Source organism: Aminobacter sp. J41 (genome assembly GCF_000526635.1).
Classification (GTDB): Bacteria; Pseudomonadota; Alphaproteobacteria; order Rhizobiales; family Rhizobiaceae; genus Aerobium.
In genome coordinates, this window is sequence record NZ_JAGL01000004.1 from 171,667 (window position 1) to 193,220 (window position 21,554).

Annotated in this window: 26 protein-coding genes; 15 read left to right on the plus strand and 11 right to left on the minus strand. The window is 64.7% G+C overall.

Annotation, left to right across the window (positions count from 1 at the left end; all coding sequences use genetic code 11):
- Window position 1: 1 nt before the first annotated feature.
- Complete coding sequence (locus L630_RS0104990; RefSeq protein ID WP_024847181.1) at window positions 2-457, minus strand: cyclic nucleotide-binding domain-containing protein; 456 nt, start codon at window positions 455-457, stop codon at window positions 2-4.
- 113 nt (window positions 458-570) lie between these two features.
- Window positions 571-1,254: a response regulator transcription factor gene (locus L630_RS0104995; RefSeq protein ID WP_024847182.1), complete on the minus strand. Its 684-nt coding sequence runs from the start codon at window positions 1,252-1,254 to the stop codon at window positions 571-573.
- Window positions 1,255-1,362: 108 nt separating this feature from the next.
- Here L630_RS0104995 and L630_RS0105000 point away from each other — a divergent pair, with 108 nt between their 5' ends.
- Window positions 1,363-1,917 carry a L,D-transpeptidase family protein gene (locus L630_RS0105000; protein WP_245263656.1) on the plus strand — a complete coding sequence of 185 codons (555 nt, stop codon included), beginning with the start codon at window positions 1,363-1,365 and terminating at the stop codon, window positions 1,915-1,917.
- Here the strand turns inward: L630_RS0105000 and L630_RS0105005 are convergent.
- The 5 genes from L630_RS0105005 to tsaD all read right to left on the minus strand — a co-directional run bounded on the left by L630_RS0105005 (window position 1,909) and on the right by tsaD (window position 5,783).
- A complete protein-coding gene (locus tag L630_RS0105005) occupies window positions 1,909-2,547 on the minus strand; it encodes a methyltransferase (RefSeq protein ID WP_024847184.1) in 639 nt (212 codons plus the stop codon). The genes L630_RS0105000 and L630_RS0105005 overlap by 9 nt on opposite strands.
- A 417-nt stretch (window positions 2,548-2,964) precedes the next feature.
- Window positions 2,965-3,390 carry an EVE domain-containing protein gene (locus L630_RS0105010; RefSeq protein ID WP_024847185.1) on the minus strand — a complete coding sequence of 142 codons (426 nt, stop codon included), beginning with the start codon at window positions 3,388-3,390 and terminating at the stop codon, window positions 2,965-2,967.
- Window positions 3,391-3,394: 4 nt separating this feature from the next.
- Entirely contained in the window at window positions 3,395-3,688 is a 294-nt protein-coding gene (locus L630_RS0105015; protein ID WP_024847186.1) for a YciI family protein, read from the minus strand.
- Window positions 3,685-4,695 carry an NAD(P)H-dependent glycerol-3-phosphate dehydrogenase gene (locus tag L630_RS0105020; protein ID WP_024847187.1) on the minus strand — a complete coding sequence of 337 codons (1,011 nt, stop codon included), beginning with the start codon at window positions 4,693-4,695 and terminating at the stop codon, window positions 3,685-3,687. Before L630_RS0105020 ends, L630_RS0105015 begins: the two co-directional genes overlap by 4 nt.
- The gene (gene tsaD, locus L630_RS0105025; RefSeq protein ID WP_024847188.1) at window positions 4,692-5,783 is read right to left on the minus strand and encodes a tRNA (adenosine(37)-N6)-threonylcarbamoyltransferase complex transferase subunit TsaD; all 1,092 of its coding nucleotides are present in this window, start codon (window positions 5,781-5,783) and stop codon (window positions 4,692-4,694) included. Before tsaD ends, L630_RS0105020 begins: the two co-directional genes overlap by 4 nt.
- A gap of 57 nt (window positions 5,784-5,840) precedes the next feature.
- Here tsaD and hemC point away from each other — a divergent pair, with 57 nt between their 5' ends.
- The 6 genes from hemC (at window position 5,841) to L630_RS0105055 (ending at window position 11,871) form a co-directional block, all read left to right on the plus strand.
- Window positions 5,841-6,770 carry a hydroxymethylbilane synthase gene (gene hemC / locus L630_RS0105030; RefSeq protein WP_024847189.1) on the plus strand — a complete coding sequence of 310 codons (930 nt, stop codon included), beginning with the start codon at window positions 5,841-5,843 and terminating at the stop codon, window positions 6,768-6,770.
- Window positions 6,767-7,495, plus strand: coding sequence for a uroporphyrinogen-III synthase (locus tag L630_RS0105035; protein ID WP_024847190.1), 729 nt, complete (start codon window positions 6,767-6,769; stop codon window positions 7,493-7,495). The genes hemC and L630_RS0105035 overlap by 4 nt, the downstream gene beginning before the upstream one ends.
- 139 nt (window positions 7,496-7,634) lie before the next feature.
- Window positions 7,635-8,978: a mitofilin family membrane protein gene (locus L630_RS21015; RefSeq protein WP_024847191.1), complete on the plus strand. Its 1,344-nt coding sequence runs from the start codon at window positions 7,635-7,637 to the stop codon at window positions 8,976-8,978.
- 3 nt (window positions 8,979-8,981) lie between these two features.
- Entirely contained in the window at window positions 8,982-10,580 is a 1,599-nt protein-coding gene (locus tag L630_RS0105045; RefSeq protein ID WP_024847192.1) for a heme biosynthesis protein HemY, read from the plus strand.
- Window positions 10,581-10,607: 27 nt separating this feature from the next.
- Complete coding sequence (locus L630_RS0105050) at window positions 10,608-11,078, plus strand: TerB family tellurite resistance protein (protein WP_024847193.1); 471 nt, start codon at window positions 10,608-10,610, stop codon at window positions 11,076-11,078.
- A gap of 1 nt (window position 11,079) precedes the next feature.
- Window positions 11,080-11,871 carry a glutamine amidotransferase gene (locus L630_RS0105055; RefSeq protein WP_024847194.1) on the plus strand — a complete coding sequence of 264 codons (792 nt, stop codon included), beginning with the start codon at window positions 11,080-11,082 and terminating at the stop codon, window positions 11,869-11,871.
- On the opposite strand, the gene L630_RS0105060 is transcribed toward L630_RS0105055, so the two are convergent.
- Together L630_RS0105060 and hemA are read right to left on the minus strand one after the other, a co-directional pair.
- On the minus strand, window positions 11,837-13,072 hold the full coding sequence (locus tag L630_RS0105060) for an MFS transporter (protein ID WP_024847195.1): 1,236 nt from the start codon (window positions 13,070-13,072) through the stop codon (window positions 11,837-11,839). The genes L630_RS0105055 and L630_RS0105060 overlap by 35 nt on opposite strands.
- 90 nt (window positions 13,073-13,162) lie before the next feature.
- Window positions 13,163-14,377: a 5-aminolevulinate synthase gene (gene hemA / locus L630_RS0105065; RefSeq protein WP_024847196.1), complete on the minus strand. Its 1,215-nt coding sequence runs from the start codon at window positions 14,375-14,377 to the stop codon at window positions 13,163-13,165.
- Window positions 14,378-14,538: 161 nt separating this feature from the next.
- Here hemA and wecB point away from each other — a divergent pair, with 161 nt between their 5' ends.
- The 4 genes from wecB to L630_RS0105085 all read left to right on the plus strand — a co-directional run bounded on the left by wecB (window position 14,539) and on the right by L630_RS0105085 (window position 18,265).
- Window positions 14,539-15,678 carry a UDP-N-acetylglucosamine 2-epimerase (non-hydrolyzing) gene (wecB, locus tag L630_RS0105070; RefSeq protein ID WP_024847197.1) on the plus strand — a complete coding sequence of 380 codons (1,140 nt, stop codon included), beginning with the start codon at window positions 14,539-14,541 and terminating at the stop codon, window positions 15,676-15,678.
- Between the two features lie 37 nt (window positions 15,679-15,715).
- On the plus strand, window positions 15,716-16,417 hold the full coding sequence (locus tag L630_RS0105075; protein ID WP_024847198.1) for a fumarylacetoacetate hydrolase family protein: 702 nt from the start codon (window positions 15,716-15,718) through the stop codon (window positions 16,415-16,417).
- Between the two features lie 174 nt (window positions 16,418-16,591).
- Window positions 16,592-16,954 (plus strand): RcnB family protein, encoded by a 363-nt coding sequence (locus tag L630_RS0105080; protein WP_024847199.1) that lies wholly within the window; start codon window positions 16,592-16,594, stop codon window positions 16,952-16,954.
- Between the two features lie 120 nt (window positions 16,955-17,074).
- Complete coding sequence (locus tag L630_RS0105085; protein WP_024847200.1) at window positions 17,075-18,265, plus strand: GGDEF domain-containing protein; 1,191 nt, start codon at window positions 17,075-17,077, stop codon at window positions 18,263-18,265.
- Here the strand turns inward: L630_RS0105085 and L630_RS0105090 are convergent.
- Window positions 18,262-19,077 carry an ATP-dependent Clp protease proteolytic subunit gene (locus tag L630_RS0105090; RefSeq protein WP_024847201.1) on the minus strand — a complete coding sequence of 272 codons (816 nt, stop codon included), beginning with the start codon at window positions 19,075-19,077 and terminating at the stop codon, window positions 18,262-18,264. The two genes, L630_RS0105085 and L630_RS0105090, sit on opposite strands and share 4 nt — an antisense overlap.
- A gap of 30 nt (window positions 19,078-19,107) precedes the next feature.
- Window positions 19,108-19,464: a hypothetical protein gene (locus L630_RS0105095; RefSeq protein ID WP_024847202.1), complete on the minus strand. Its 357-nt coding sequence runs from the start codon at window positions 19,462-19,464 to the stop codon at window positions 19,108-19,110.
- Window positions 19,465-19,639: 175 nt separating this feature from the next.
- Here L630_RS0105095 and L630_RS0105100 point away from each other — a divergent pair, with 175 nt between their 5' ends.
- The 4 genes from L630_RS0105100 (at window position 19,640) to sdhD (ending at window position 21,543) form a co-directional block, all read left to right on the plus strand.
- Window positions 19,640-20,101, plus strand: a complete 462-nt coding sequence (locus tag L630_RS0105100) for a GNAT family N-acetyltransferase (RefSeq protein WP_024847203.1) — start codon at window positions 19,640-19,642, stop codon at window positions 20,099-20,101.
- Between the two features lie 67 nt (window positions 20,102-20,168).
- Window positions 20,169-20,537 carry a hypothetical protein gene (locus L630_RS0105105; protein WP_024847204.1) on the plus strand — a complete coding sequence of 123 codons (369 nt, stop codon included), beginning with the start codon at window positions 20,169-20,171 and terminating at the stop codon, window positions 20,535-20,537.
- A gap of 213 nt (window positions 20,538-20,750) precedes the next feature.
- Window positions 20,751-21,155: a succinate dehydrogenase, cytochrome b556 subunit gene (sdhC, locus tag L630_RS0105110; protein ID WP_024847205.1), complete on the plus strand. Its 405-nt coding sequence runs from the start codon at window positions 20,751-20,753 to the stop codon at window positions 21,153-21,155.
- 4 nt (window positions 21,156-21,159) lie between these two features.
- Complete coding sequence (gene sdhD, locus L630_RS0105115) at window positions 21,160-21,543, plus strand: succinate dehydrogenase, hydrophobic membrane anchor protein (protein WP_024847206.1); 384 nt, start codon at window positions 21,160-21,162, stop codon at window positions 21,541-21,543.
- Window positions 21,544-21,554: the final 11 nt, after the last annotated feature.

Sequence of the window (21,554 nt, forward strand, 5' to 3'; positions counted from 1 at the left end):
CTCAGTCGGAAAATTTTGGCGCCAGCTTCTCGATCTTCTTCAGGAAGACCTGCAGGTCCTCGAGCATGCGCCGGTGCAGCTCGACGGCGGTCTCGGGATATTCCTCGAGGATGCGGCGAAACAGGGTGCGGTTGAGGCGGATGAGCTCTGCGTCGGTTTCTGCGGCGGCATAGGTCATCCGGCGCGTCTGGGTGATCAGTGCAAGTTCGCCGAGAAGGGCGCTTGGACCCACCCGGGCAACCGCGACCGCCTCGCCCTTGTGTTCGCGGTAGAGCACAATCTTGCCCGTAACGACGACATAGGCGCAGTCTGCCGGCGCGTTCTCGCGATAGAGTTCCTGGCCTGCGGACAGGCGCACCTGCTCGGCTCCGAAAGCGAGCAGCCGGAGCTGTTCCGGGCTCAGGTCGCTAAACAGACCCACTCCGGACAGGGTGCGGATGTCGTCGTCAAGGGCCAAATCGAAGTCCCCAGTTGTCCCCCGAATACGCTCGTAACAGGTCCCGACGGGCCAAACACGCCGTCACCGATGCAGGAACTGTTTCAAGTTCTTCGACTGCGTGGGGAAATCAGTCAAGGCACGAGCTTGTAGCCGCCGCTCTCCGTCACAAGAATCTCGGCGTTTGAAGGATCGCGCTCGATCTTTTGGCGTAGGCGGTAGACGTGCGTTTCGAGCGTGTGCGTCGTCACGCCCGAATTGTAGCCCCACACCTCTTCCAGCAGCACGTCCCGCGTCACGACCTTCTGGTCGGCGCGGTAGAGATACTTGATGATCGACGCTTCTTTCTCCGTCAGGCGGATCTTGTTGCCCTTCGGGTCGGTCATCAGCTTCTGGCTGGGCTTGAAGACGTAGGGGCCGACGGTGAAGGTCGCATCCTCGCTCTGCTCGTGCTGACGCAGCTGGGCGCGGATGCGTGCGAGGAGTACCGCGAAGCGGAACGGTTTCGTCACGTAGTCGTTTGCGCCCGCTTCCAGTCCGAGGATGGTGTCGGAGTCGGTGTCGTGGCCGGTCAGCATGATGATCGGCGGCTTGAAGCCGCCCTTGCGAAGAAGCTTCACCGCCTCGCGGCCGTCCATGTCTGGCAGGCCCACGTCCATAATCAGGAGGTCAATGACACCGGAGCGGGCGGTCTGAATGCCCTTGGCCGCCGACTCTTCCTGCAGAACGGAAAATTCTTCGTACAGGGACAGCTGCTCGACGAGCGTGTCGCGCAGGTCCGCATCATCGTCGACGATAAGGATGGTACGTGACGTCATGTCGTGTCCTTGACCAGATTTTATGGCCGAACGACGGCCTTATTGACCATCATGCGGTTTAAGAGGAACTTCCCGCCCTAGAAAGCGTATCACGACGATTTGTTCCCCGTGCAAGCCCCTGCAAAAAAACAGCTTCGCCCCGCCACTGCCATTCTTGCCGTCCGCGCGCGTCCGGGCAGGCCGACGCAGGGGCTACTCAACTGGAATGGCCGGGTTTTTCCGTGCGCGCTCGGCCGCAGCGGCATTCGCGCGATCAAACGGGAAGGGGACGGCGCGACGCCCCTCGGAGAGATGCGGATGCTCTCCGGATACTTCCGCAAGGGCCGCCTGCTGACGACCAAATCGAAGCTTCCGCTGAAATTGATTCGCCAGAACGACGGCTGGTGCGACGACCCCCTCGACCGCAACTACAACCGGCCCGTGAAGCTGCCCTATCCGAAGAGCGCCGAATGCATGAAGCGGCCCGACCGGCTCTATGATTGTTGCGTCGTGCTCGACTACAATATCCGCCCGCGCCGGCGCGGCATGGGCAGCGCCATCTTCTTCCACATCGCGCGCGAAGGCTTCTTGCCCACCGAAGGTTGTGTGGCGGTCTATCCGGGTGTCATGAAGCAGCTGCTGCCGCACCTGTCGCGGCAGACGGTCATCAGGGTGTTACGCTAGGCGCCAGACGGTCGTCTGCTTGACCTCGGAATCTTCGAGAACACGCGTGACCGGCACCTGATAGGTGGCGACCGCTTCGAGCCCCTGTTTGGGCAGGTAGGAGCGTCCGGGATCGCCGACGAGGACGGTCGCGCCCCGCTCCTTCAGCTGCGTGAACCAGGGCACGAGCCGGTCGGCGAACTGCTTGTCGTAGAAAACGTCGCCGGCAAGGACGACGTCCCAGTCGCCGTCGGTGCCAATCAGGTCGTCGCCAGTGAAGACCAACGAAACGCCGTTGGCGCTCGCGTTGAGCGAGACCGCGTGGGCCGCGATCGGGTCGATGTCGGCGGCGACGACTTTTCGCGCGCCGGATTTTGCTGCGGCGATGGCGACAAGGCCGGAGCCGGAGGCAAAGTCAAGCACCCGCAGCCCGCGCACCACCTGCGGATTGTCGAGCACGTAGCGGGCAAGTCCCTGCCCGCCTGCCCAGGCAAACGCCCAGAACGGCGGCGGCAGTCCGATCTCGCCAAGTTCTTCCTCGGTCCTGTGCCACAGGTCATGCGCCTCATCGGCAAGATGAAGCGCGATCTCCGGCACATGCGGCGGCGCGATGATCGCCGTGTTATCAAGAATGAAGCTTTGATCGACCATCAGGCATTTTCGTCGGCGAATGTGGGCGGAAGTAAGCCCGGTGGAAGTGCCGCGTCTGCGCGTTGCAGCGGCTTCCTTCCGTTTGAGGGGCCTACCGGGTGAGATGTGAGTTACCCCCCCTTACCCTCCCCACAAGGGGGAGGGAGGCGTTGGCGCCCCCGCCTTCTTCAGCGACCGGTGATGTCCGCCGCGGATTACTTGTTCAGATTGCGTGCGAAGTTCAGCCTCAGTAGCGCCCAAAGGATTGGACTTCCCCTCTCCGGACCCGGAGCAGATCCCGCTTCCCCAAAATCCCCCTCCCCCTTGTGGGGAGGGGTTAGGGGTGGGGGTAGTTTGATTCACACGGTTCCCGTGAGGCTGTTTCCTCGCGCCGAGATCAAGCCGCCCCATCACCGCCGGTTGCTCGACACACACGCCTCACGGCGCCGGATCGAGCCCCGCCATGCGGCAGACCTCGGCCCATTCCTCCGGCGTCACCGGCTGGACCGACAAGCGCATCGAAGTCACCAGCGACATGTTGGCGAGCTTCGGGTTGGCCTTCACTTCCTTGAGCGAGACCGGCCGCGGCAGGTCGCGCACCGCGCGGATGTCGACGCACTCCCAGCGCGGATCGTCGGTGGTCGAGTCGGGATGCGCCTCGGCGCAGACCTCGACGATGCCGACGGCCTCAAGGCCGATGTTGGAGTGGTAGAAGAAGCCGAGGTCGCCGATCTTCATGGCGCGCATGTTGTTGCGCGCCTGGTAGTTGCGCACACCGTCCCACTGTTCGCCCTTCTCGCCCTTGGCCTTCAGCATCTCGAAGGAAAAGACGTCGGGTTCCGACTTGAACAGCCAGTACGCCATCTGGTCAGGCCTCCGGATTGTTGAAGAGCCAGTTCCAGGCGTGCAGTTCGGTCGACTCGAACAGCCCGGCCTTTGCGTATGGGTCGGCGGCGAGGATCGATTCCGCTTCCTCGCGGCTGGCGACTTCCAAGGCGACCAGGCTGCCGGTCGGCTTGCCGTCGTCGCCAAGCAGCGGGCCGGCGAACTTGAGCTTGCCCGAGGCATTCAGCTTGTTGAGGTATTCCACGTGGGCCGGACGGTTCGACAGGCGGGTGTCGAGGTGTCCGGGCTTGTCCCTGCCGATGAAGGTAAAGATCATTTCGCTCGTCCTGTGTCGTTGTCGGTTTCGCTCTTCAGCGGCCGCGCCATCAGCGCCGCAACCGCCTCGCCGATCGTGCTCCTGCCGGAAAGAATGTCGTCGACGGCGGTGATGATCGGCGCCTCGACGTGCTTTTCACGCGCAAGCCGCGCGGCGATGCCGGCGGTCGCCACGCCTTCGGCGAGCTTAAGGCCGTCGCGACTGCCACCGCGGCCGAGCGCGACGCCATAGGCGAAATTGCGCGACTGCTCGGAGCCGCAAGTCAGGATCAGGTCGCCGAGGCCGGACAGGCCCATCAGCGTTTCTGGCTCGGCGCCGAACGCCGCGCCGACGCGGCGCAGCTCGACGAAGCCGCGCGTGACCATGGCTGCCTGGGCGCTGGCACCAAGGCCAGCGCCGGCAACCGCGCCCGCCGCGATGGCGAGCACATTTTTGAGCGCGCCGCCAACCTCGACGCCGGTGAGGTCCGTGCTCGAATAGCAGCGGAAGGAGCGCGAGGAAAACAGCGCCGCCAGCCCCGAGGCGACGGCCGCATCAGTGGAGGCAACGGTGACGGCCGTCGGCAGGCCGCGGGCGACGTCGGTGGCGAAGCTCGGGCCGGAAAGGGCCGCGATCGGCGTTTCCGGCAGGATCTCGGCTGCGATCTCCGACAGGAGCTTTCCGGTGCCGCGCTCGATACCCTTGGCGCAAAGGACGAGCGGCACGCCCTTCGGCAGCAGCGACGAGATCTCGATCAGCACACTGCGCATGGTCTGCGCCGGGACGACGGCAAGGACGCAATCGGCGGCGGAAAGCGCAGCGGCAAGGTCCGTGGTTGCCTTCAGTCCCTCATCGAGCCGAATGCCGGGAAGGTAGCGCGGGTTCTCTCGGCGCTCGTTGATCGAGGCGACGCTTTCGCGGTCGCGCGCCCACAGCGTGGTGTCGTGGCCGGCGCGGAGCGAGGTGAGGGCAAGTGCCGTCCCCCACGCACCGCCGCCCAAAACCGTAATCCGCGACTTGTGCGTCATGCCTTGGCTCCCCGCTTGCCGGAACCGATCATCGGGCTCGCGCTCTCGTCGAGCGGCCAGCGCGAGCGCGGGGCGAACAACATGCCCTCCTCGCCGCTTGCAAGACCTGCGCGCATCCGCTCGAGCCCGGCCCAGGCAATCATAGCCGCATTGTCGGTGCAAAGCGCGATCGGTGGTGCGACAAGGCGCATGTCTTGCGCCGCGCAGAGGCGGTCGAGCGTTGCGCGGATCGCCTTGTTGGCGGCAACGCCACCGGCGACGACCAAGGCGGGCGTCGCGGCATTGGGGTACACCTCGCGGAAGCGGGCTAGGCTCTTGCCGACGCGTTCTTCCAGCGTCTCGGTGATGGCGCGCTGGAACGAGGCGCAGATGTCGGCGACGTCCTGATCGGACAAAGGCGCGATGGCGGTGGCGGCCTGCCGCACGGCAGTCTTCAGGCCGGAGAAGGAGAAGTCGAGTCGCGCCTCGCCGCGCAGCGGGCGCGGGAAGCTGAAGCGGGCAGCGTCACCCGACTGCGCCGCCTTTTCGACATTCGGGCCGCCGGGGTAGGGCAGGCCAACGAGCTTTGCCGTTTTGTCGAAGGCTTCGCCCAGTGCGTCATCGATGGTGGTCGCCCACCGTTCATAGTCGCCGACGCCACGCACGAGGATGACCTGCGTGTGGCCTCCGGAGACCAGCAGCAGCAGATAGGGGAACTCGACGCCGTCGGTGAGACGCGCGGTCAGCGCATGGCCTTCCAGATGATTCACGGGAAACAGCGGCTTGCCGGACGCCGCGGCAATTGCCTTGGCCGTCATCAGGCCGACGATCAGCCCCCCGATGAGGCCGGGGCCTGCGGTGGCGGCAATGCCGTCAAGCTCGCCGAGGTCGACGCCGGCTTCGCTAAGAGCAGCTTCCACGATGCCGTCGAGCGCCTCGACGTGGGCGCGGGCGGCGATTTCGGGTACCACGCCGCCAAAAGCCGCATGGTCCTCGATCTGGCTGAGGACTACATTCGACAGGATTCTGGGCGTGCCGGCGTCATCAAGCGCGACCACCGAGGCAGCCGTCTCGTCGCAACTGGTCTCGATGCCGAGCATGCGTAACATTGCTGTGCCGGTTATTCCCCGTTAGGACTGGCACGCACGTATCATGGACGAGCCAGCATGCAAACTTATGAGTTGAGGATCGGGACACGAGGCAGCGCGCTCGCGCTGGCGCAGGCGCACGAGACGCGCGCCCGGCTGATGGCGGCGCACAACCTGCCCGAGGAAGCGTTCGAGATCGTGGTGATCTCGACCAGCGGCGACCGGATCCTCGACCGTCCGCTCGCCGAGGCCGGCGGCAAGGGGCTGTTCACGAAGGAAATCGAGGAGGCACTGCTCGACAACCGCATCGACATCGCGGTGCATTCCTCGAAGGACATGCCGACGCAGCTGCCGGACGGGCTGGAGCTTTCCGCCTTCCTCGAACGCGAGGATGTCCGCGACGGTTTTATTGGCCGCGATAGCCCGACGCTGGAGGAGCTGCCGCATGGCGCGGTGGTCGGTTCGTCGTCGCTGCGGCGCCAGGCGCTGATCCGCCGCCTGCGTCCCGACATCGAGGTCGTGATGTTCCGCGGCAATGTGCAGACGCGCTTGCGCAAGCTGGATGAGGGACAGGTTGCCGGAACGCTGCTGGCTAACGCCGGTCTTCGCCGTCTCGGGCTTTCGGACATCATCACCGAACTCTTGCCGGTGGAGAAATTTCCGCCTGCGCCGGGGCAGGGCGCCATCGGCATTGAAAGCCGCATTGGCGACGAGCGGGTGAAGGCACTGCTTGCGCCAATCAGCCATGCCGCAACGGGCGCGGCGCTTTCCTGCGAGCGCGCGTTCCTTGCCTCGCTCGACGGCTCCTGCCGCACGCCGCTTGCCGGCTATGCGCAGGTTGAAGGCGACCGCATCGACTTCCGCGGCATGATTCTGACGCCGGACGGCGGCCAGGTGTACGAAATCGGCGCCGAGGGCAGCGTGGCGGAAGCCGCCGCACTTGGCGCGGACGCCGGCGCGCGGATCCGCGACAAGGCTGGCGCGAAATTCTTCGAAGGCTGGTCTTGAGGAAGCGGGTTCTCGTAACCCGCCCCGAACCCGGCGCGAGCGCCACCGCCGCGCGGCTCAAGGCGCTGGGCTTCGCGCCCATCGTCCTGCCGCTGACCAGGATCGTGCCGGTTGAGCCGAAACTGCCGGCCCCGCCGGGTGTCTATGACGCCGTCATTGTCACCAGCCCCAATGCCGTTCGGCACATACCGGCGAAACTCATCGATGCATTCCACACCCGGCCGCTCTATGCGGTTGGGGAGGCGACCGGATCTGAGGCAAGGAAGTCTGGCTTCACGAATGTGCGCATAGCAGGCGGAACAGCCGTGCAGCTTGCCGATCTAATTAGCAAGGAGCTGCCCGCCGGTTCGCACCTCCTGCACCTCGCGGCAGTACAGCGGACGAAGGGATTTGCCGATGCGCTGGACGCGTGCGGCATTCGTCTCGACGTCGCCGAAGTGTATTCGGCAGAAGAAGTCAGTTACCCAACTGACTTTGTTTTGAATGCGATTGCGCAAGGAGAAGTGTGGGGCGCGCCGGTGCTGTCGGAGCGTGCTGGCCAGCTGCTTGCCGGGCTAACAGCCCGTGAAGGTATATGGCAAGCATTTGAAAAGACGACGTTCTTCTGCATCTCGCAAAAAGTCGCGACGGCGTTTTTCGGCGTTGATGCCAAGCGCATCTTCGTAAGCGCGGCGCCTTCCGAAGAAAGCGTTCTTGAACTTCTTCTTACCCATTCGGGAAGGTGACCACCGCGTTGCCCTTTTCACGATCTAGCGAGCGGCCTAGATCAGGAAGAAACGGTTATCGTGAACCGTCATGAGCTGAAGGACTGCCGGCATGGTGAAGACGCCCCGAACCCGACACTCAAAATCCAGCCGGGAGCCTGTGACGATCGACCTTTCGCCTGACGAGGTCTCGCGTCTGGACGAGGAGCGGAAGGCAGCAGAAGCAGAAGCTTCTCCCGTCGATCAGCCAGCCGAAACGGACGCACCTACCCAGCCGGCAGAGGCCGTCGACGCGTCCGAGACACCGGCCGAGCCTTTTGAGCCGGAGGCGACTACAGAAAAACCGGTTCGCGACTTGCCCGAGGGCGAATCACCCTACAGCACGGCATCCTCAAGTTCCTTCGGCCGCAGCGAATCGGTGCGATCGCCGGGGGCCGCGAAGCGCGGCTCTAGCGGCTCGCTGCTTGCAGGCATCGCAGGCGGCGTGATCGCGCTGGCGATTGCCGGCGGCCTGCACTTCGCGGGACTGCTCCCCGGCAGCCGCAGCGTCCTTGAGGACCACAGCCCGGCCATCGCCTCGCTGGAGGAACAGGTGGCCGCGCTGCGCCAGCAAGTTGCATCCGCTCCGTCGGGCGGGGCCGATACGTCCGCACTCGAAGCACGCCTGCAGGAGGCCGAACAGCGCCTCGCCACCGTCACCGAGCAGGTCGAGGGGCTGCGCCAGGAAGTTGCGTCTGCGGCGCAGACGGCCGGTGATGCGGGCACCATCGATCTCACGCCGGTTGAGGAGCGCCTGACGAACCTTGAAAACGCGATCCGGGAACTGCGGGAAAACCCGGCAACCGATGAAGCAGCGCTTGGGGAGATGAGCAACGATGTTGCCTCGCTGCGCGAGCTAGTCACGAATGTGCAGAATGCGCAGTCGCAGCTGACCGGACGCCTCGAAGGTCTTGAAACCCGTATCAGCGAGTTCGCTTCGCGCCTCGACGAACAGGCGGATGCGCCGTCGACCGCGATGGTCATCGCCGTCTCGGCGCTGAAGGCTGCGGTTGACCGCGGCGTGCCGTTCAAGGCTGAGCTCGACACCATTGCAGCGCTGACGCCGGATGCGGCCGAACTAGACGGCCTCCGCCCCTACGCGCAGAACGGCGTGGCGACGCTTGCGCAGCTCGCGGCGGAAGCTGATGCAGCCGCCAATGCCATGATCGCCGCCGAGCGTCCGGTCGATCCCGATGCGGGCATCGCCGACAAGCTGTGGCAGAGCGCGATGGGGCTGGTGCAGGTCCGTCCCGTCGGCATGGTTGAGGGCGACGGTGTGCCGGAGATCGCGGCGCGCATTGACGCCGCCGTCGAGGCCGGGAACCTCGAGCGTGCGCTGACCGAATACGAAAATTTGCCGGACGCCGCGAAGGAAGCGGGCAAGCCGTTCATCGAGAAGGTGCGGGCGCGCCGCGAAGTCGACCAGCTTGTCGACCAGGCTTTGGCCGCCGCGCTGAGGAGCTAACTGATGTTCCGTATCCTGTTCTTCCTGCTCCTCGTTTTCCTGATTGGTCTTGGCTTCGCGTGGCTCGCCGACCGGCCCGGCGAGCTGGTCATGACCTTCAACGGCTACCAGTATCAGGTGAGCCTGATGGTCGCCGCCGTCATCATGGTGGCGGTCGTGGCGCTGACCATGCTGAGCTGGTGGGTTCTGAAAGGCATCTGGTACAGCCCCTACACCGTGACCCGCTATTTCCGCGTCCGCCGCCGCGACCGTGGCTACCAGGCGCTGTCGACCGGCATGGTCGCCGCCGGTGCGGGCGATGCCGCGCTGGCACGTAAGAAGAAAAAGGAAGCGATGAAGCTGATCGCCGCCGATCAGGAACCGCTAATTCATCTTCTCGACGCGCAGGCGTCGCTCCTCGAAGGCGACCACGAAGCGGCGCGGACCAAGTTTGAGGCGATGCTGGCCGATCCGGAAATGCGCCTGCTTGGTCTGCGCGGCCTCTATCTGGAGGCTGAACGGCTGGGCGACCGTGTCGCTGCGCGTCACTATGCGGCAAGGGCTGCGGAGGTGGCACCGCAGCTTGGCTGGGCCACCGATTCGACGCTTGAAGAGAAGGTCGAGGCGGGCGACTGGGACGGCGCGCTGAAGCTGGTCGAGACGCAGAAGGCGACCAAGCAGATCGACAGGACCGTAGCCAACCGCCGCCGCGCGGTGCTGCTGACGGCGAAGGCCCAGGCGATCTTCGATGCCGATCCAGCCGGTGCGCGCACTGCCGCGACCGAAGCCAACAAGCTCGCGCCGGACCTCGTTCCGGCTGCGGTGATTGCCGCGCGCGCGTGCGTCCGCCTCAACGACGTGCGCAAGGGCGCAAAGATCCTCGAGGCTGCTTGGAAACTCGAGCCGCATCCCGAGATCGCCGAGGCCTATGTCCACGCGCGGCCGGGCGATTCAACCCATGATCGCCTTGAACGCGGCAGGCGCCTGCAGTCGCTTCGCCGCAACAATGTCGAGTCTTCGCTCGTGGTGGCACGGGCTGCGCTCGATGCCGGCGAATTCGGACTTGCGCGGCGCGAGGCGGAGACTGCGGCAAGGCTCGGTCCGCGCGAAAGCGTGTTCCTGCTGCTTGCCGACATCGAGGAGGCCGAAACCGGCGACCAGGGCAAGATCCGTCATCTGCTCGGTCAGGCCGTGCGCGCGCAGCGCGATCCGGCTTGGGTTGCCGACGGCGTCGTTTCGGAAAAATGGGCGCCGCTGTCGCCCGTCACCGGCAGACTCGACGCGTTCGAGTGGAAGGTGCCGGCCGAAAAAATCAGCCAGCTGATCGAGCCCTACGAGCCGGAGGCGCCCACGCCGAAGCCCGTAATAGCTGCTCCTGCCCCCCCGACCGCCCCGGCCGAGCCTGTCGAGGAGGCGAAGGTGGAGCAGCCCGCGCGCCCGGCTGCCGCGAAGAAACCAGAGGAAGCGGCAGGTCCCGCTTCGGTCGTCATCACGCCGCCGGTGCTCGATGCCGAGCCGGTTGATCTGGAAGAGGAAGAAGTCCGGATTGCGCGCCTTCCGGATGATCCAGGTGTCGATCCCGAAGAAAAGGAAGAAAAACCCGCCGGCTTCAGGCTGTTCTAGCCAAAAGCTTCGCGCTACTAAGAAGGTATGCTCGACCACCTCAAGACCTTCCTGGCCAATCTGAAGCCAGCTTCCGGCGACAAGCTGCCGGAAGCGGACGATCCGCGCGTGGCGGCGGCGGCACTGCTGACCTATGTTGCGGACGCGGATGGCACGCGCGCGGATTCCGAGCGCGCGCAGTTGCGCTCGGGACTGGCAGAAGCGTTCGGCGTGTCGGGCAAGCAGCTCGACCAGCTGCTGTCAGCGGGCGAGCAGGCGAGCCGCGAGGCGATCGACTTCTACCAGTTCACCAGCGTGCTCAACCGCACGCTGCAGCAGCCGCAAAAATCGGAGCTGGTGCGTCTGCTCTGGGAAGTCGTCTACGCCGATGGCGAGCTGCACGAACTCGAGGACAATGTCGTCTGGCGCGTTGCCGAACTGATCGGAATCGAGCAGCGCGAACGGGTGCTCCTGCGCAAGCAGGCGCGCGAAGCGGCGGGAATAGGCGAACAGGACTGACATGCATCCGCACGATCCGCATCGACCCTCGCGGGGAAAGATCCTCATCGTGCTGCATCAGGAGCGATCGAGCCCGGGCCGGGTCGGCCAGCTTCTCACTCAGGCGGGCTTCCATCTCGACATCAGGCGCCCGCCGCTGGGCGATCCGCTGCCGGAGACGCTGCACGAGCATCGCGGCGCGGTGGTGTTTGGCGGCCCGATGAGCGCCAACGACCCGGAGGAGTATATCCGGCGCGAAACCGAGTGGCTCGCCGTGCCGCTCAAGGAAGAAAAGCCGTTCCTCGGCATCTGCCTTGGCGCGCAGATGCTGGTGAATCATCTTGGCGGCCGCGTTGGCCCGCGCGAGGACGGTGCAGTCGAAATCGGCTGGTACCCGATCCACGCGACCCAGGAAGGCAAGCAGATGATGGACTGGCCGGACATGGTCTACCAGTTCCATCGGGAGGGCTTTTCGCTGCCTTGCGGCGCCGCGCTTCTTGCAGGCGGCCAGACCTATCCCAATCAGGCCTTCCGCTATGGCAAGAAGGCCTATGCCATCCAGTTCCATGCCGAACTGACGCGGGCGATGATGCACAGCTGGGTGGTGCGCGGCGCAAGCCGCTTCGAGCTGCCCGGCGCGCAGCAGGGCCGCGAGCACCTCAACGGCCGGTTCTTGTGGGACATCAGGCTGCGACGCTGGCTGGAGGAATTCCTCCAGCACATCTTCGAGCATGGGTCCGACGCGCGCGTGGTTCCGGCCGCCGAGGCCAACGAGGCGATCAGGTACGGCCGTCGAGACGGCGTGCTTTCCTGAGCTCCGGGAACAGCCACGCCCATAGCGCTGCGATGCCGATCGCGCCAATGCCGCCGACGACCACGGCGGGGACGGTGCCGATCAGTGACGCCATGGTGCCGGCGCGGAATTCGCCAAGCTCGTTCGAAGCCCCGACGAAGACGCCATTAACCGCGCTGACGCGGCCGCGCACGCGGTCCGGCGTCCAGAGCTGGATCAGCGTGCTGCGGATATAGACGCTAACCATGTCGGCACCGCCGAGCAGCGCCAGCGCCGTGATCGACAACCACGGGATCGTCGAGACACCGAAGACGATGGTGAAGACGCCGAACAGCGCGACGAAGAAGAACATGAGCAGGCCGGCATGGTCGCGAATCGGATGGCCCGCAAGCCAGACGGCAACACAGACCGCGCCAAGGCCCGGCGCCGAGCGCAGCATGCCGAGCCCCCATGGGCCGAGCTCGAGGATATCGCGCGCATAGACCGGAAGGAGCGCGATCGCGCCGCTCAGCAGCACGGCGAAGAGGTCGAGCGAGATTGCCCCCAGCACCACCTTCTCGCTGCGAATGTAGCTGAAGCCGGCAAAGAGCGAGCCAAGGCCGCTCGATTCGCGCTCGAAATGCTGTGCGGGCTTCGGGATCGAGAAGATCAGCAGCGCGGCAACGCCCATCATCACAGTGGCGACGGTGTAGGCTGCTTCAGGCGAGATGCCGTAGAGCAGGCCGCCCGCTACCGGGCCGACGATGGTGGCGACCTGCCAGGCAGACGAGTTCCAGGCGACGGCGTTTGCGAAATCCTCCGGCGGCACGAGATTGGCGACGAGCGACGATGAGGCAGGCGAAAAGAACGCGCGGGCTGTGCCGAACACCGCCAGCACGAGGAAGACGTGCACGACGTTGGTGAGACCCCGAAGCGTGAGAAGCAGCAGCGCGAGCGCACACAGCGCCTCGACGGTGATGGCGAGGCCCATGATAAGGCGCCGGCCGAACCGGTCGGAAACGGCGCCCGTCACCAGCACCAGCAGCAACGCCGGCGCAAACTGCACCAGACCGACAAGTCCTAGATCGAACGGATTGCGAGTCAGGTCATAAACCTGCCAGCCCACCGACACCGATACGATCTGCGACGCAAAGCTCGTCGCGAAGCGGGCGCCGAAGAAGCGCAGATATGACGAGTGGCGGAAGGCGGCGTAGCGATCGTCGGGACGTGCGGAAGAGGGCATGCGGGAACACTCTGTGCGGGCTGGCCGCCTGATAGCGCAACTCGCCGCGGCCGCGCAGGCCTATTCAGGCGCGTTCCGTTTGCCGAAATGTCAGGCGACCTGGCGGGCGAGGGCGCAGCGGGACCAGAGGCTCGACAGGGCATGCACCAGCGCGTCGATGTCGGCATCGGTGTGCAGCGGCGTCGGCGTGATACGCAGGCGCTCGGTCTTCTTCGGCACCGTCGGATAATTGATCGGCTGGACGTAGACCCCGTACTCGTCGAGCAGCAGGTCGGAGATCCATTTGCACTTGGCCGCATCGCCCACCATCACCGGCACGATGTGGCTCGGGTTCGGCATCACCGGGATGCCGAGCTTGTCGAGACGCTGGCGCACTTTTGCGACGCGGTCGCGATGGGCCGCGCGCTCGACATTGCTGGTCTTGAGGTGGCGGATCGAGGCGAGCGCGCCAGCCGCGATGTGCGGCGGCAGAGCGGTCGTGAAGATGAAGCCTGAGCCGTAGGAGCGGATGAAATCGATCAGCGCCGCGGAGCCGGTGATATAGCCGCCGACAACGCCGAAAGCCTTGCCGAGAGTGCCCTCGATCAGGGTGATCCGGTTCATCAGCCCTTCGCGCTCGGCAATACCGCCGCCACGCGGGCCGTACATGCCGACGGCATGGACCTCGTCCAGATAGGTCATCGCGCCATGCTTTTCGGCGACCTCGACGATGTCAGCAATAGGGGCGATGTCGCCGTCCATCGAATAGACGCTCTCGAAGGCGACGATCTTCGGCCGGTCGGGGCCGACCTCGGCGAGTTGCCGGTCGAGATCCTCGACGTCATTGTGCTTCCAGATGCGGCGCTCGGCCTTCGAGTGGCGAATGCCCTCAATCATCGAGGCGTGGTTGCCGGCGTCGGACAAGATCACGACGTCCGGGATCTGCGCCCCGAGCGTCGACAGGCTGGTCCAGTTGGAGACGTAGCCCGAGGTGAACAGCAGCGCGGCCTCCTTGCCGTGCAGGTCGGCAAGCTCCTGCTCGAGCAGGACGTGATAGTGATTGGTGCCGGAAATGTTGCGGGTGCCGCCGGCGCCCGCACCGTAGCGGTCAAGCGCCTCATGCATGGCTGCGATCACCTTCGGATGCTGGCCCATGCCGAGATAGTCGTTCGAGCACCAGACGGTAACGTCGCGAATCTCGCCGTTGGCGTGGCGGCGTGCAGCGGGGAATGCGCCAGCCTGGCGCTCCAGCTCGGCAAAGACGCGATAGCGCCCTTCGTCCCGCAGGACGTTCAGCTTCGTGGCGAAAAAGGCTTCGAAGTCCATGTCGCGTCTTTCGTGATAATTCGTCTTTTCGTGTTTTCCGCGCCTTCGGTCAAGTGTCGGGGGTGATGCTACGTAAGTCTGAGGTCAGTCTCGCCCCGGCTTTACTGCCCGGGAACGAGTTTTGCGCTATGACTTTCTCATAGTCAGGAGAGGGGGACGCCATGCCGCGAGGGGACCGACCGACGAAGACCGTGCTTGCCGTTTTCGGCACGCGGCCGGAGGCGATCAAGATGGCCCCGGTGGTGAAGGAGCTGCAGCGCTCCGACCGGCTGCGGGTGCGCATTTGCGTTACAGCCCAGCACCGGCAGATGCTCGACCAGGTGCTGGAGCTGTTCGACATCGTGCCGGACCACGACCTCGACCTGATGAAGCCCAACCAGACGCTCGACGCGGTTACCGCCGGCGTGCTGACCGGCATCGGCCAGGTGCTAGACCGGGAAATGCCCGACCTCGTTCTCGTCCACGGCGACACGACGACGACGCTGGCAGCATCGCTTGCTACCTTCTACCGGCGGCTCCCGCTCGGCCATGTCGAGGCGGGGTTGCGCTCTGGCAACCTGCAGGCGCCGTGGCCAGAAGAGATGAACCGGCGCGTGACGACGCTTGCGACGCGTTTTCATTTCGCACCGACGGCGACGTCCAAGGCCAATTTGCTCGGCGAAGGCGTTCCGGAAGCCCACATCCACATCACCGGCAACACGGTGATCGACGCGTTGCTCGAGACGGTGGAGAAGACGCGCGAGCCGGCACGGCAGGCTGAGTTTGCGCAGCGCTTCTCGTTCCTTGACCCAAAGAAAAGGCTGGTGCTGGTGACAGGTCACCGGCGGGAGAATTTCGGCATCGGCTTTGAGAACATCTGCAACGCGCTCAACGAGATTGCGCAGAAGCATGACGTGCAGATCGTTTATCCGGTGCATCCGAACCCGAGCGTGCGCGAGCCGGTCGAGCGGCTGCTCGGATCCAATCCGGCAATCCACCTGATTGATCCGCTCGACTACGAGCCGTTCGTGCACCTGATGGATCGCGCCTTCATCATCATCACCGATTCCGGCGGCGTGCAGGAGGAGGCGCCGTCGCTTGGCAAGCCGATCCTGGTGATGCGCGACACGACCGAGCGCCCGGAAGCCGTCGAGGCGGGAACCGTCATCCTTGTCGGCACCAATCGTGGCAGGATCGTCGGCGAGGCGTCGAAGCTCCTGACCGACGAGGCGCACTACCGGCGCATGGCGCAGGCGATCAATCCCTATGGCGACGGCCTTGCCGCAAAGCGCATTCGCGCCGTCATCGAGGATGAGCTATAAGCCGGCCTCTCAGGCCGCAGCATCATTGGAGCACAGCGTGACATTCGTATTTCCCCCAGCGCCGCAGGCAAGCGTTGCCGTTCGCGGCGAGACCGCCCGTTTCCCGGTCCGCCGCATCTTCTGCGTTGGCCGCAACTACGCCGCGCACGCGCGCGAGATGGGAAAGGATCCCGATCGTGAACCGCCGTTCTTCTTCACCAAACCCGCGGACGCGGTGGTTGATGACGGTGCCGCGATCCCTTACCCGCCGCTGACCGAAGACTTGCATCACGAAGGTGAGCTGGTGGTCGCGATCGGCAAGGTTGGTTTCAATATTCCCGAGGCCGACGCGCTGTCGCATGTGTTTGGCTACGCGATCGGCAACGATCTTACGCGCCGCGATCTGCAAGCCGAAGCCAAGGAGCTTGGCCGCCCGTGGGATTTCGCCAAGGGATTTGACCGCTCCGCCGTCTGCGGCCCGATCGCGAAGGTGGAGGAAGTCGGGCACATCAGCTCCGGCGCCATCACCCTGTCGGTCAATGGCAAGGAGCGCCAGCGCGGCGACATTGCCGACCTGATCTGGTCGATCCCGGAGGTGATTGCGATTCTGTCGCAGTCGATCCGGCTCGAGGCCGGGGACGTGATCTACACCGGCACGCCTGCCGGAGTGGGCGCGCTGGTGCCGGGGGATGTCTGTGTCGTCGAGGTCGAAGGGCTCGGTTCCGTCACCACGACAATCGGGCCGCGCGAAGCCGCCTGATCTCTCGGTCTTAGCGTCCAGCCTGCCGGGCCAATCAGTCCGGCAGGCCGTTTCCTGCGCGCGTTAACCTTCGTAAAGATTTGATTTAATTACCAAACCGTAATCTTACCGTTCATTTTCCATTCAGTTTCGCGCCGCTAGGTTCGCCTCATCAACAACGAGGACCCCCCAAGAATGTTCAAGCGTACGATCCTTGCGGCGATTGCCTTCTCCTTCATCGCGGCCCCGATGGCGCAGGCCCAGACCCGCCACGATCCGCGGCACCCGGCCCCGCAGCATCATCACCAGCCGGCGCCGAAGCCGCATTTCCAGGCTCCCGGCAAGAAGCCGCAGGCGCACGCTCCGGCGCCGAAGCGTCATCACTGGAAGCGCGGCGAGCGCGTGGCGGAGTGGAAGCGCCGTCCGGCGGTTCGTGACTACCACCGCCACGGCCTGAAGCGCCCGTCGAAGGGCCAGCAGTGGGTCAAGGTCGACAACGACTACCTGCTGATCAGCGTCGCAACCGGCCTCATCCTCGGCATCGCTGCCAGCCGGTAAGGCTCAATCAACGAGAAAATTACAGTGGACCGGCCGCCGCAAGGTAGGCCGGTTCATTATTTTAGGCCTTAACCTTCTTTTTGTTGCTATCCATTATCCCGTTACCAAACGGGAACCTCCATGACCGGTGCGGCCTACATCCTGATCATAGCCCTGTCGATCACGGGGCTGTTCAGCGCTGCCTTTGCGGCAATCGCGCTCTACGACCGCCGCTACATTTCCGCATGGTGGTTTGCGGCGACCTATGTGATGGGCATCGCCTACGGCGTCTCCGAATTCCTGCTGCCGTATTTTTCGAACCTGCAGCTCGGCGCCTTCCTCGGCCACGTCCTGTTCCTGGTCGCCCTCACATTGCTCAATATCGGCCTGACCTGGCATTACAATGTAAAGACGCCGATGGCGGCGCTGGCGTGCATCTTCATCGTTTCGGTGGGAATCAGCAGCGTCATTCATGGAATGCCGCGCGATTCGTTCACGCGGCTGATGCTCTACCAGGCGCCTTACTGCGCGATGCAGGCGCTGGGCGTTTACATCATCCTGCTCGCGCCAAAGCGCCGCACGCTCGACAACGTCCTGGCGGGCTTCCTCGTCATCAGCTCGCTGCACTACCTGCTGAAGCCCTTCCTGGCAGTGGCCTTCGGTGGCACGGGACCGTCCCCGGCAAGCTACCTGACGACCACCTATGCGATGGCATCGCAGTCGCTCGGCACGGTGCTGGTGGTGGCAACCGGCCTGTTGCTCCTCGCCAGCCTTGCCTTCGACATCATCCAGCAGATCACGCTGCGCTCCGAGACTGACGCGCTGTCGGGCCTTCTCAACCGGCGCGGCTTCGAGCTGCGGTTGGCAGAGCTCGCGCGCGAGAGTGCCGAGAAGCATTTGCCGCTGACGCTGGTGACCTGCGACCTCGACCACTTCAAGACGGTCAACGACACCTATGGCCACGCGGCCGGCGACCGGCTGATCGTGTTGTTTGCCGACATTCTGCGCCGCATCGGTCGGCCGAATCATGTTGCCGCGCGCATCGGCGGCGAGGAATTTGCCGTCATCCTGCCCGCGACCAACCTGCACGCGGCGAGACTCCTCGCGGAAAACATCCGCAGCGTCTATTCCGCCAGCCGGCCGCAGGACATTGCCCGCGACCTGCGCATCAGCGCCAGCTTTGGCGTTGCGGAACTGGCCGAGGGAGAAAGACCGCAGTCGCTGTTCGCTCGTGCTGATGCCGCGCTCTACGACGCCAAGCGCGCCGGCCGCGATTGCGTGCGGCCGAGCCTGTTCGTTTGCCCGACGGAAGAGAAGTCGGGCTCCTGCTAGTTGGAGGTCTCGGTCACCAGTGCGTAGCGGACGAGCTCGTCGCGCGACAGGTGATAGAGCGACTGCGGCGGGGTATCGAGCGCATGCAGCCACAACTCCGCTTCCACGCCCATTTCCGTCAGATAGCGGGCGATGCGCGCGATGGTGAGTTGTGCGTCTGACATCGCCTGTGCCGGATCAGTCTGCGAAAGCTTCGTCTCTGCATAGAACTGGTGGACGCCGAAAGTGGCGCCCTCTGCCGCCTTGCGCGTGACGCCGCCGGCAAAAAGCAATGGACAGGAGGAAATGCAGATGGCGCCATCGGCGACCTGGGTGGCGACGCCCCGTTCGCGCAACATCCGCGCAATGGCGATTGCATCTTCAATCGAGCCGCCCGGCGAATTCAGGGAGACCGTCTTCACCTCTGACTCAACGGCCGCGAATTTCTCGCGGATACGTCGGGCCGAGCCTGGCTCGATCAGGCCGGTGAGCTCAACCACGCCGTTGGCCTTAAGGTCGAGCTGCATCGGCCGGAGCAGCCGGTCAATGGAGGATTCTGCGGGGGGAGCGGTATAGCTTGTTGCCTCTCGGGGCTGAGGTGCCGCGCGGCTGATGGGGGCGGCCGGCGTGCCCATCGGCCGCAATGCCGGTGCCTCGCTCTCGAAGGCTACGGGGACTTCAAGGGCGACCAGCGCGATCACCCCCGCCAGCCCGCCGTAGATGGCGGAGCGAAGCGTCTCGCCCGCGTCGAAGCGGGAGATGTAGCGCGACAGTCGTGACTTCGGGCGAAAGGCAACGCGCGGGGAGCGGCGAAAGGTCTGCGCTGCCTGCATCGACGCCCCCTCTGTTCGTTGAAAACCCGGTTACCTGCAGACGAGCGGCGCTTGCGGGATCTCGCCGTCGGTCAGGCCGTACATGTGGGCGCGGCCCGTCCAGACATGCGGCGGGCGGGTGCAGAAGGTGTAAGTCTTTTCCTCGGCCTGAGGCTTGTCGTCGAGGTAGACGACCTCGGGCTCGTAGTAGGAGCCGGTCTCGTTGTAGGCGTCGGCGGTATGGCCCATGCCGACGATGATGCGCTTGTAGCCGGCGGGGCTATGGATCACGAGGTTGCCATAGGAGTCGGCATAGACCCGGTCGCGAACCGCGCCGCCGGCTGCCGCTACGGAAACAGAAGCCAGCATCGCCGCAGCGATGGCACTTGCAAGGAAGATATCGCGCATCGGTTTGCTCCCAAGCCGATAAGAACAGCAACGTTAACTCGGATATTAACCTTTTATTAACCATTGTTAAGGGCTTCTGCGCCTGGTCAGGCCCGCGCATGCGAACATGGTTAACGCGCGGTGATTGACAGCCCCATCCGCCTGGGCCGATACAATTGCGATAAAGGAGCGGTGCATGAATCAGCCACACCAGATCGACATCACCCTTCTGCGCCTCAAGGACGCCCGGGCGTTCGCGCCGCTGCTCGCCGCCTATGTGCAGGCCCTGAAGCGCGGCGCGCCGCGCAGACCGGACGAGTTCTATGCCGAGACGCTGCTGCAGGACCGCGTGGCGGAAGTGCTCGGAGCGCGCATCGACGACAATCTCGTGGGCTTTGCCATCTTCACCGACATGCCGGACCCAATTTCCGGTCTGCGTTGCGGGCAGGTCGATCACCTTTACGTGCACCACGATCATCGCAAGAAGGGCATCGCCAAGGCGCTGATCGACGTCCTGAGCGATCAGGCAGAGGAGCGCGGCTGGTCGCGGCTGATCCTCAACGCGCCGCGCCAGCCGGAAGAAGGGCGCCGGCTCTACGAGCAGATCGCAGCCCCCGCCGACTGGACCTCGCACGTCATTCGCTACGACGTCGCCTGACACTGCGAGCCCGGAGTCTCTTCCGGGCCCTTCATCCTCAATTCGACTGAAAGCATCCCTGCCGCTCATGACGACGAAATTTCATCCGGGCCGTGACGCCCTGCGTGTGGCCCTGGCAGCAGGCGCCGTCCTTTTCCTTGCAGCCTGCGTGTCCGAGACCGGCCCGACGTCCGAAACGACCGGCACCATCGGTGACGGCAACGCCCCCCAGCCACGCAGCGCCACCTACGCCTGCGAGACCGGCGGCAGCATCCGTGTCGAAGCCGGCCGCGGCGCCGTGCGCCTCACCAACACCGAGGGCGAGGTGTTCGAACTGATGGCAGCGCCGCCGAATCAGAACACCCGTTTCGGCCAGAGCGGAATGGCGCTCGTGGTCGAGGGTGGTGAGGCGCTATGGATGCATGCGGGCAAGGAACCGCTGACCTGCCGCAGGTGAACCTCGTCCCGGCGGGCAGAAAATGCCGATGGGGCAAGCGACGATTAATCGATTGAAGCGCCTTCCGAGGAAATTCGGTCGCATTATCGCCACTTTACCGCTTTGACGCGCTGCGAAATCCGCATTAGAAGACCCGCACGCCAAAAGGTCGCGATCCGTACCGGCACCGCCGTTGAATAAGCTCGGAGCGAGGCCCTTAGATTTGGGGGAGCCATGAGCAAAACCACAGCCACCCGCGCCAGACCACTTTCACCGCACCTGCAGATCTACAAACCCATCCCGACGATGGTGATGTCGATCGTACACCGCATCACCGGCGGCGCGCTTTACTTCGGTATCCTCCTGTTCGTTGCCTGGCTGCTCGCAGCGGCGACGTCCGAGGATTGGTTCAACACGCTGAGCGTGATCTACGGGTCCTGGTTCGGCAGGCTGGTCCTGTTCGGCTTCACCTGGGCGCTGATCCATCACGCGATCGGCGGCATCCGCCACTTCGTCATGGACACCGGCCACTGGCTCGAGAAGCACGCATCCACCCGCATGGCGGTCGCAATGCCGTTCATCTCGGTTGCGACCACCGTGGTGATCTGGATCATCGGCTACATGGCGCGGGGAGCATAAGCATATGTCCGATTTCCGCACTCCACTATCGCGCGTGCGCGGCCTCGGCGCCGCCCGCGAAGGCACCGGCCACTTCTGGTACCAGCGCCTGACGGGCGTTGCGAACCTGCCGCTGATGCTGTTCTTCATCGGCCTGATCATTGCGCTCAGCGATGCATCGTTCGCCGAGGTCCGCGCCACGCTCGGCAATCCGTTCGTGACGGTCGTGCTGATCCTCGCGCTGCTCTCGGTGCTCTATCACATGAAGCTCGGCATGCAGATGATCATCGAGGACTACGTCCACGGCGAGCTCTGCAAGATCGCGCTGCTGATGCTCAACATCTTCTACACCCTCATCCTTGGCGCGGCGTCCCTGTTCGCGCTGCTCAAGATCGCATTCGGAGGCTAAAGACGTGGCCG

Bases quoted from the DNA above. Each gene is read 5' to 3' on its own strand.
- L630_RS0105020 (WP_024847187.1), bottom strand. From the start codon at position 4,695: ATGACGCACAAGTCGCGGATTACGGTTTTGGGCGGCGGTGCGTGGGGG.
- L630_RS0105100 (WP_024847203.1), top strand. From the start codon at position 19,640: ATGAATCAGCCACACCAGATCGACATCACCCTTCTGCGCCTCAAGGAC.
- L630_RS0105105 (WP_024847204.1), top strand. From the start codon at position 20,169: ATGACGACGAAATTTCATCCGGGCCGTGACGCCCTGCGTGTGGCCCTG.
- L630_RS0104995 (WP_024847182.1), bottom strand. From the start codon at position 1,254: ATGACGTCACGTACCATCCTTATCGTCGACGATGATGCGGACCTGCGC.
- L630_RS0105090 (WP_024847201.1), bottom strand. From the start codon at position 19,077: ATGCAGGCAGCGCAGACCTTTCGCCGCTCCCCGCGCGTTGCCTTTCGC.
- L630_RS0105085 (WP_024847200.1), top strand. From the start codon at position 17,075: ATGACCGGTGCGGCCTACATCCTGATCATAGCCCTGTCGATCACGGGG.
- hemC (WP_024847189.1), top strand. From the start codon at position 5,841: ATGCAAACTTATGAGTTGAGGATCGGGACACGAGGCAGCGCGCTCGCG.
- hemA (WP_024847196.1), bottom strand. From the start codon at position 14,377: ATGGACTTCGAAGCCTTTTTCGCCACGAAGCTGAACGTCCTGCGGGAC.
- tsaD (WP_024847188.1), bottom strand. From the start codon at position 5,783: ATGTTACGCATGCTCGGCATCGAGACCAGTTGCGACGAGACGGCTGCC.
- L630_RS0105045 (WP_024847192.1), top strand. From the start codon at position 8,982: ATGTTCCGTATCCTGTTCTTCCTGCTCCTCGTTTTCCTGATTGGTCTT.
- wecB (WP_024847197.1), top strand. From the start codon at position 14,539: ATGCCGCGAGGGGACCGACCGACGAAGACCGTGCTTGCCGTTTTCGGC.
- L630_RS0105080 (WP_024847199.1), top strand. From the start codon at position 16,592: ATGTTCAAGCGTACGATCCTTGCGGCGATTGCCTTCTCCTTCATCGCG.
- L630_RS0105055 (WP_024847194.1), top strand. From the start codon at position 11,080: ATGCATCCGCACGATCCGCATCGACCCTCGCGGGGAAAGATCCTCATC.
- L630_RS0105060 (WP_024847195.1), bottom strand. From the start codon at position 13,072: ATGCCCTCTTCCGCACGTCCCGACGATCGCTACGCCGCCTTCCGCCAC.
- L630_RS0105010 (WP_024847185.1), bottom strand. From the start codon at position 3,390: ATGGCGTACTGGCTGTTCAAGTCGGAACCCGACGTCTTTTCCTTCGAG.
- sdhD (WP_024847206.1), top strand. From the start codon at position 21,160: ATGTCCGATTTCCGCACTCCACTATCGCGCGTGCGCGGCCTCGGCGCC.
- sdhC (WP_024847205.1), top strand. From the start codon at position 20,751: ATGAGCAAAACCACAGCCACCCGCGCCAGACCACTTTCACCGCACCTG.
- L630_RS0105050 (WP_024847193.1), top strand. From the start codon at position 10,608: ATGCTCGACCACCTCAAGACCTTCCTGGCCAATCTGAAGCCAGCTTCC.
- L630_RS0105095 (WP_024847202.1), bottom strand. From the start codon at position 19,464: ATGCGCGATATCTTCCTTGCAAGTGCCATCGCTGCGGCGATGCTGGCT.
- L630_RS0105015 (WP_024847186.1), bottom strand. From the start codon at position 3,688: ATGATCTTTACCTTCATCGGCAGGGACAAGCCCGGACACCTCGACACC.
- L630_RS0105005 (WP_024847184.1), bottom strand. From the start codon at position 2,547: ATGGTCGATCAAAGCTTCATTCTTGATAACACGGCGATCATCGCGCCG.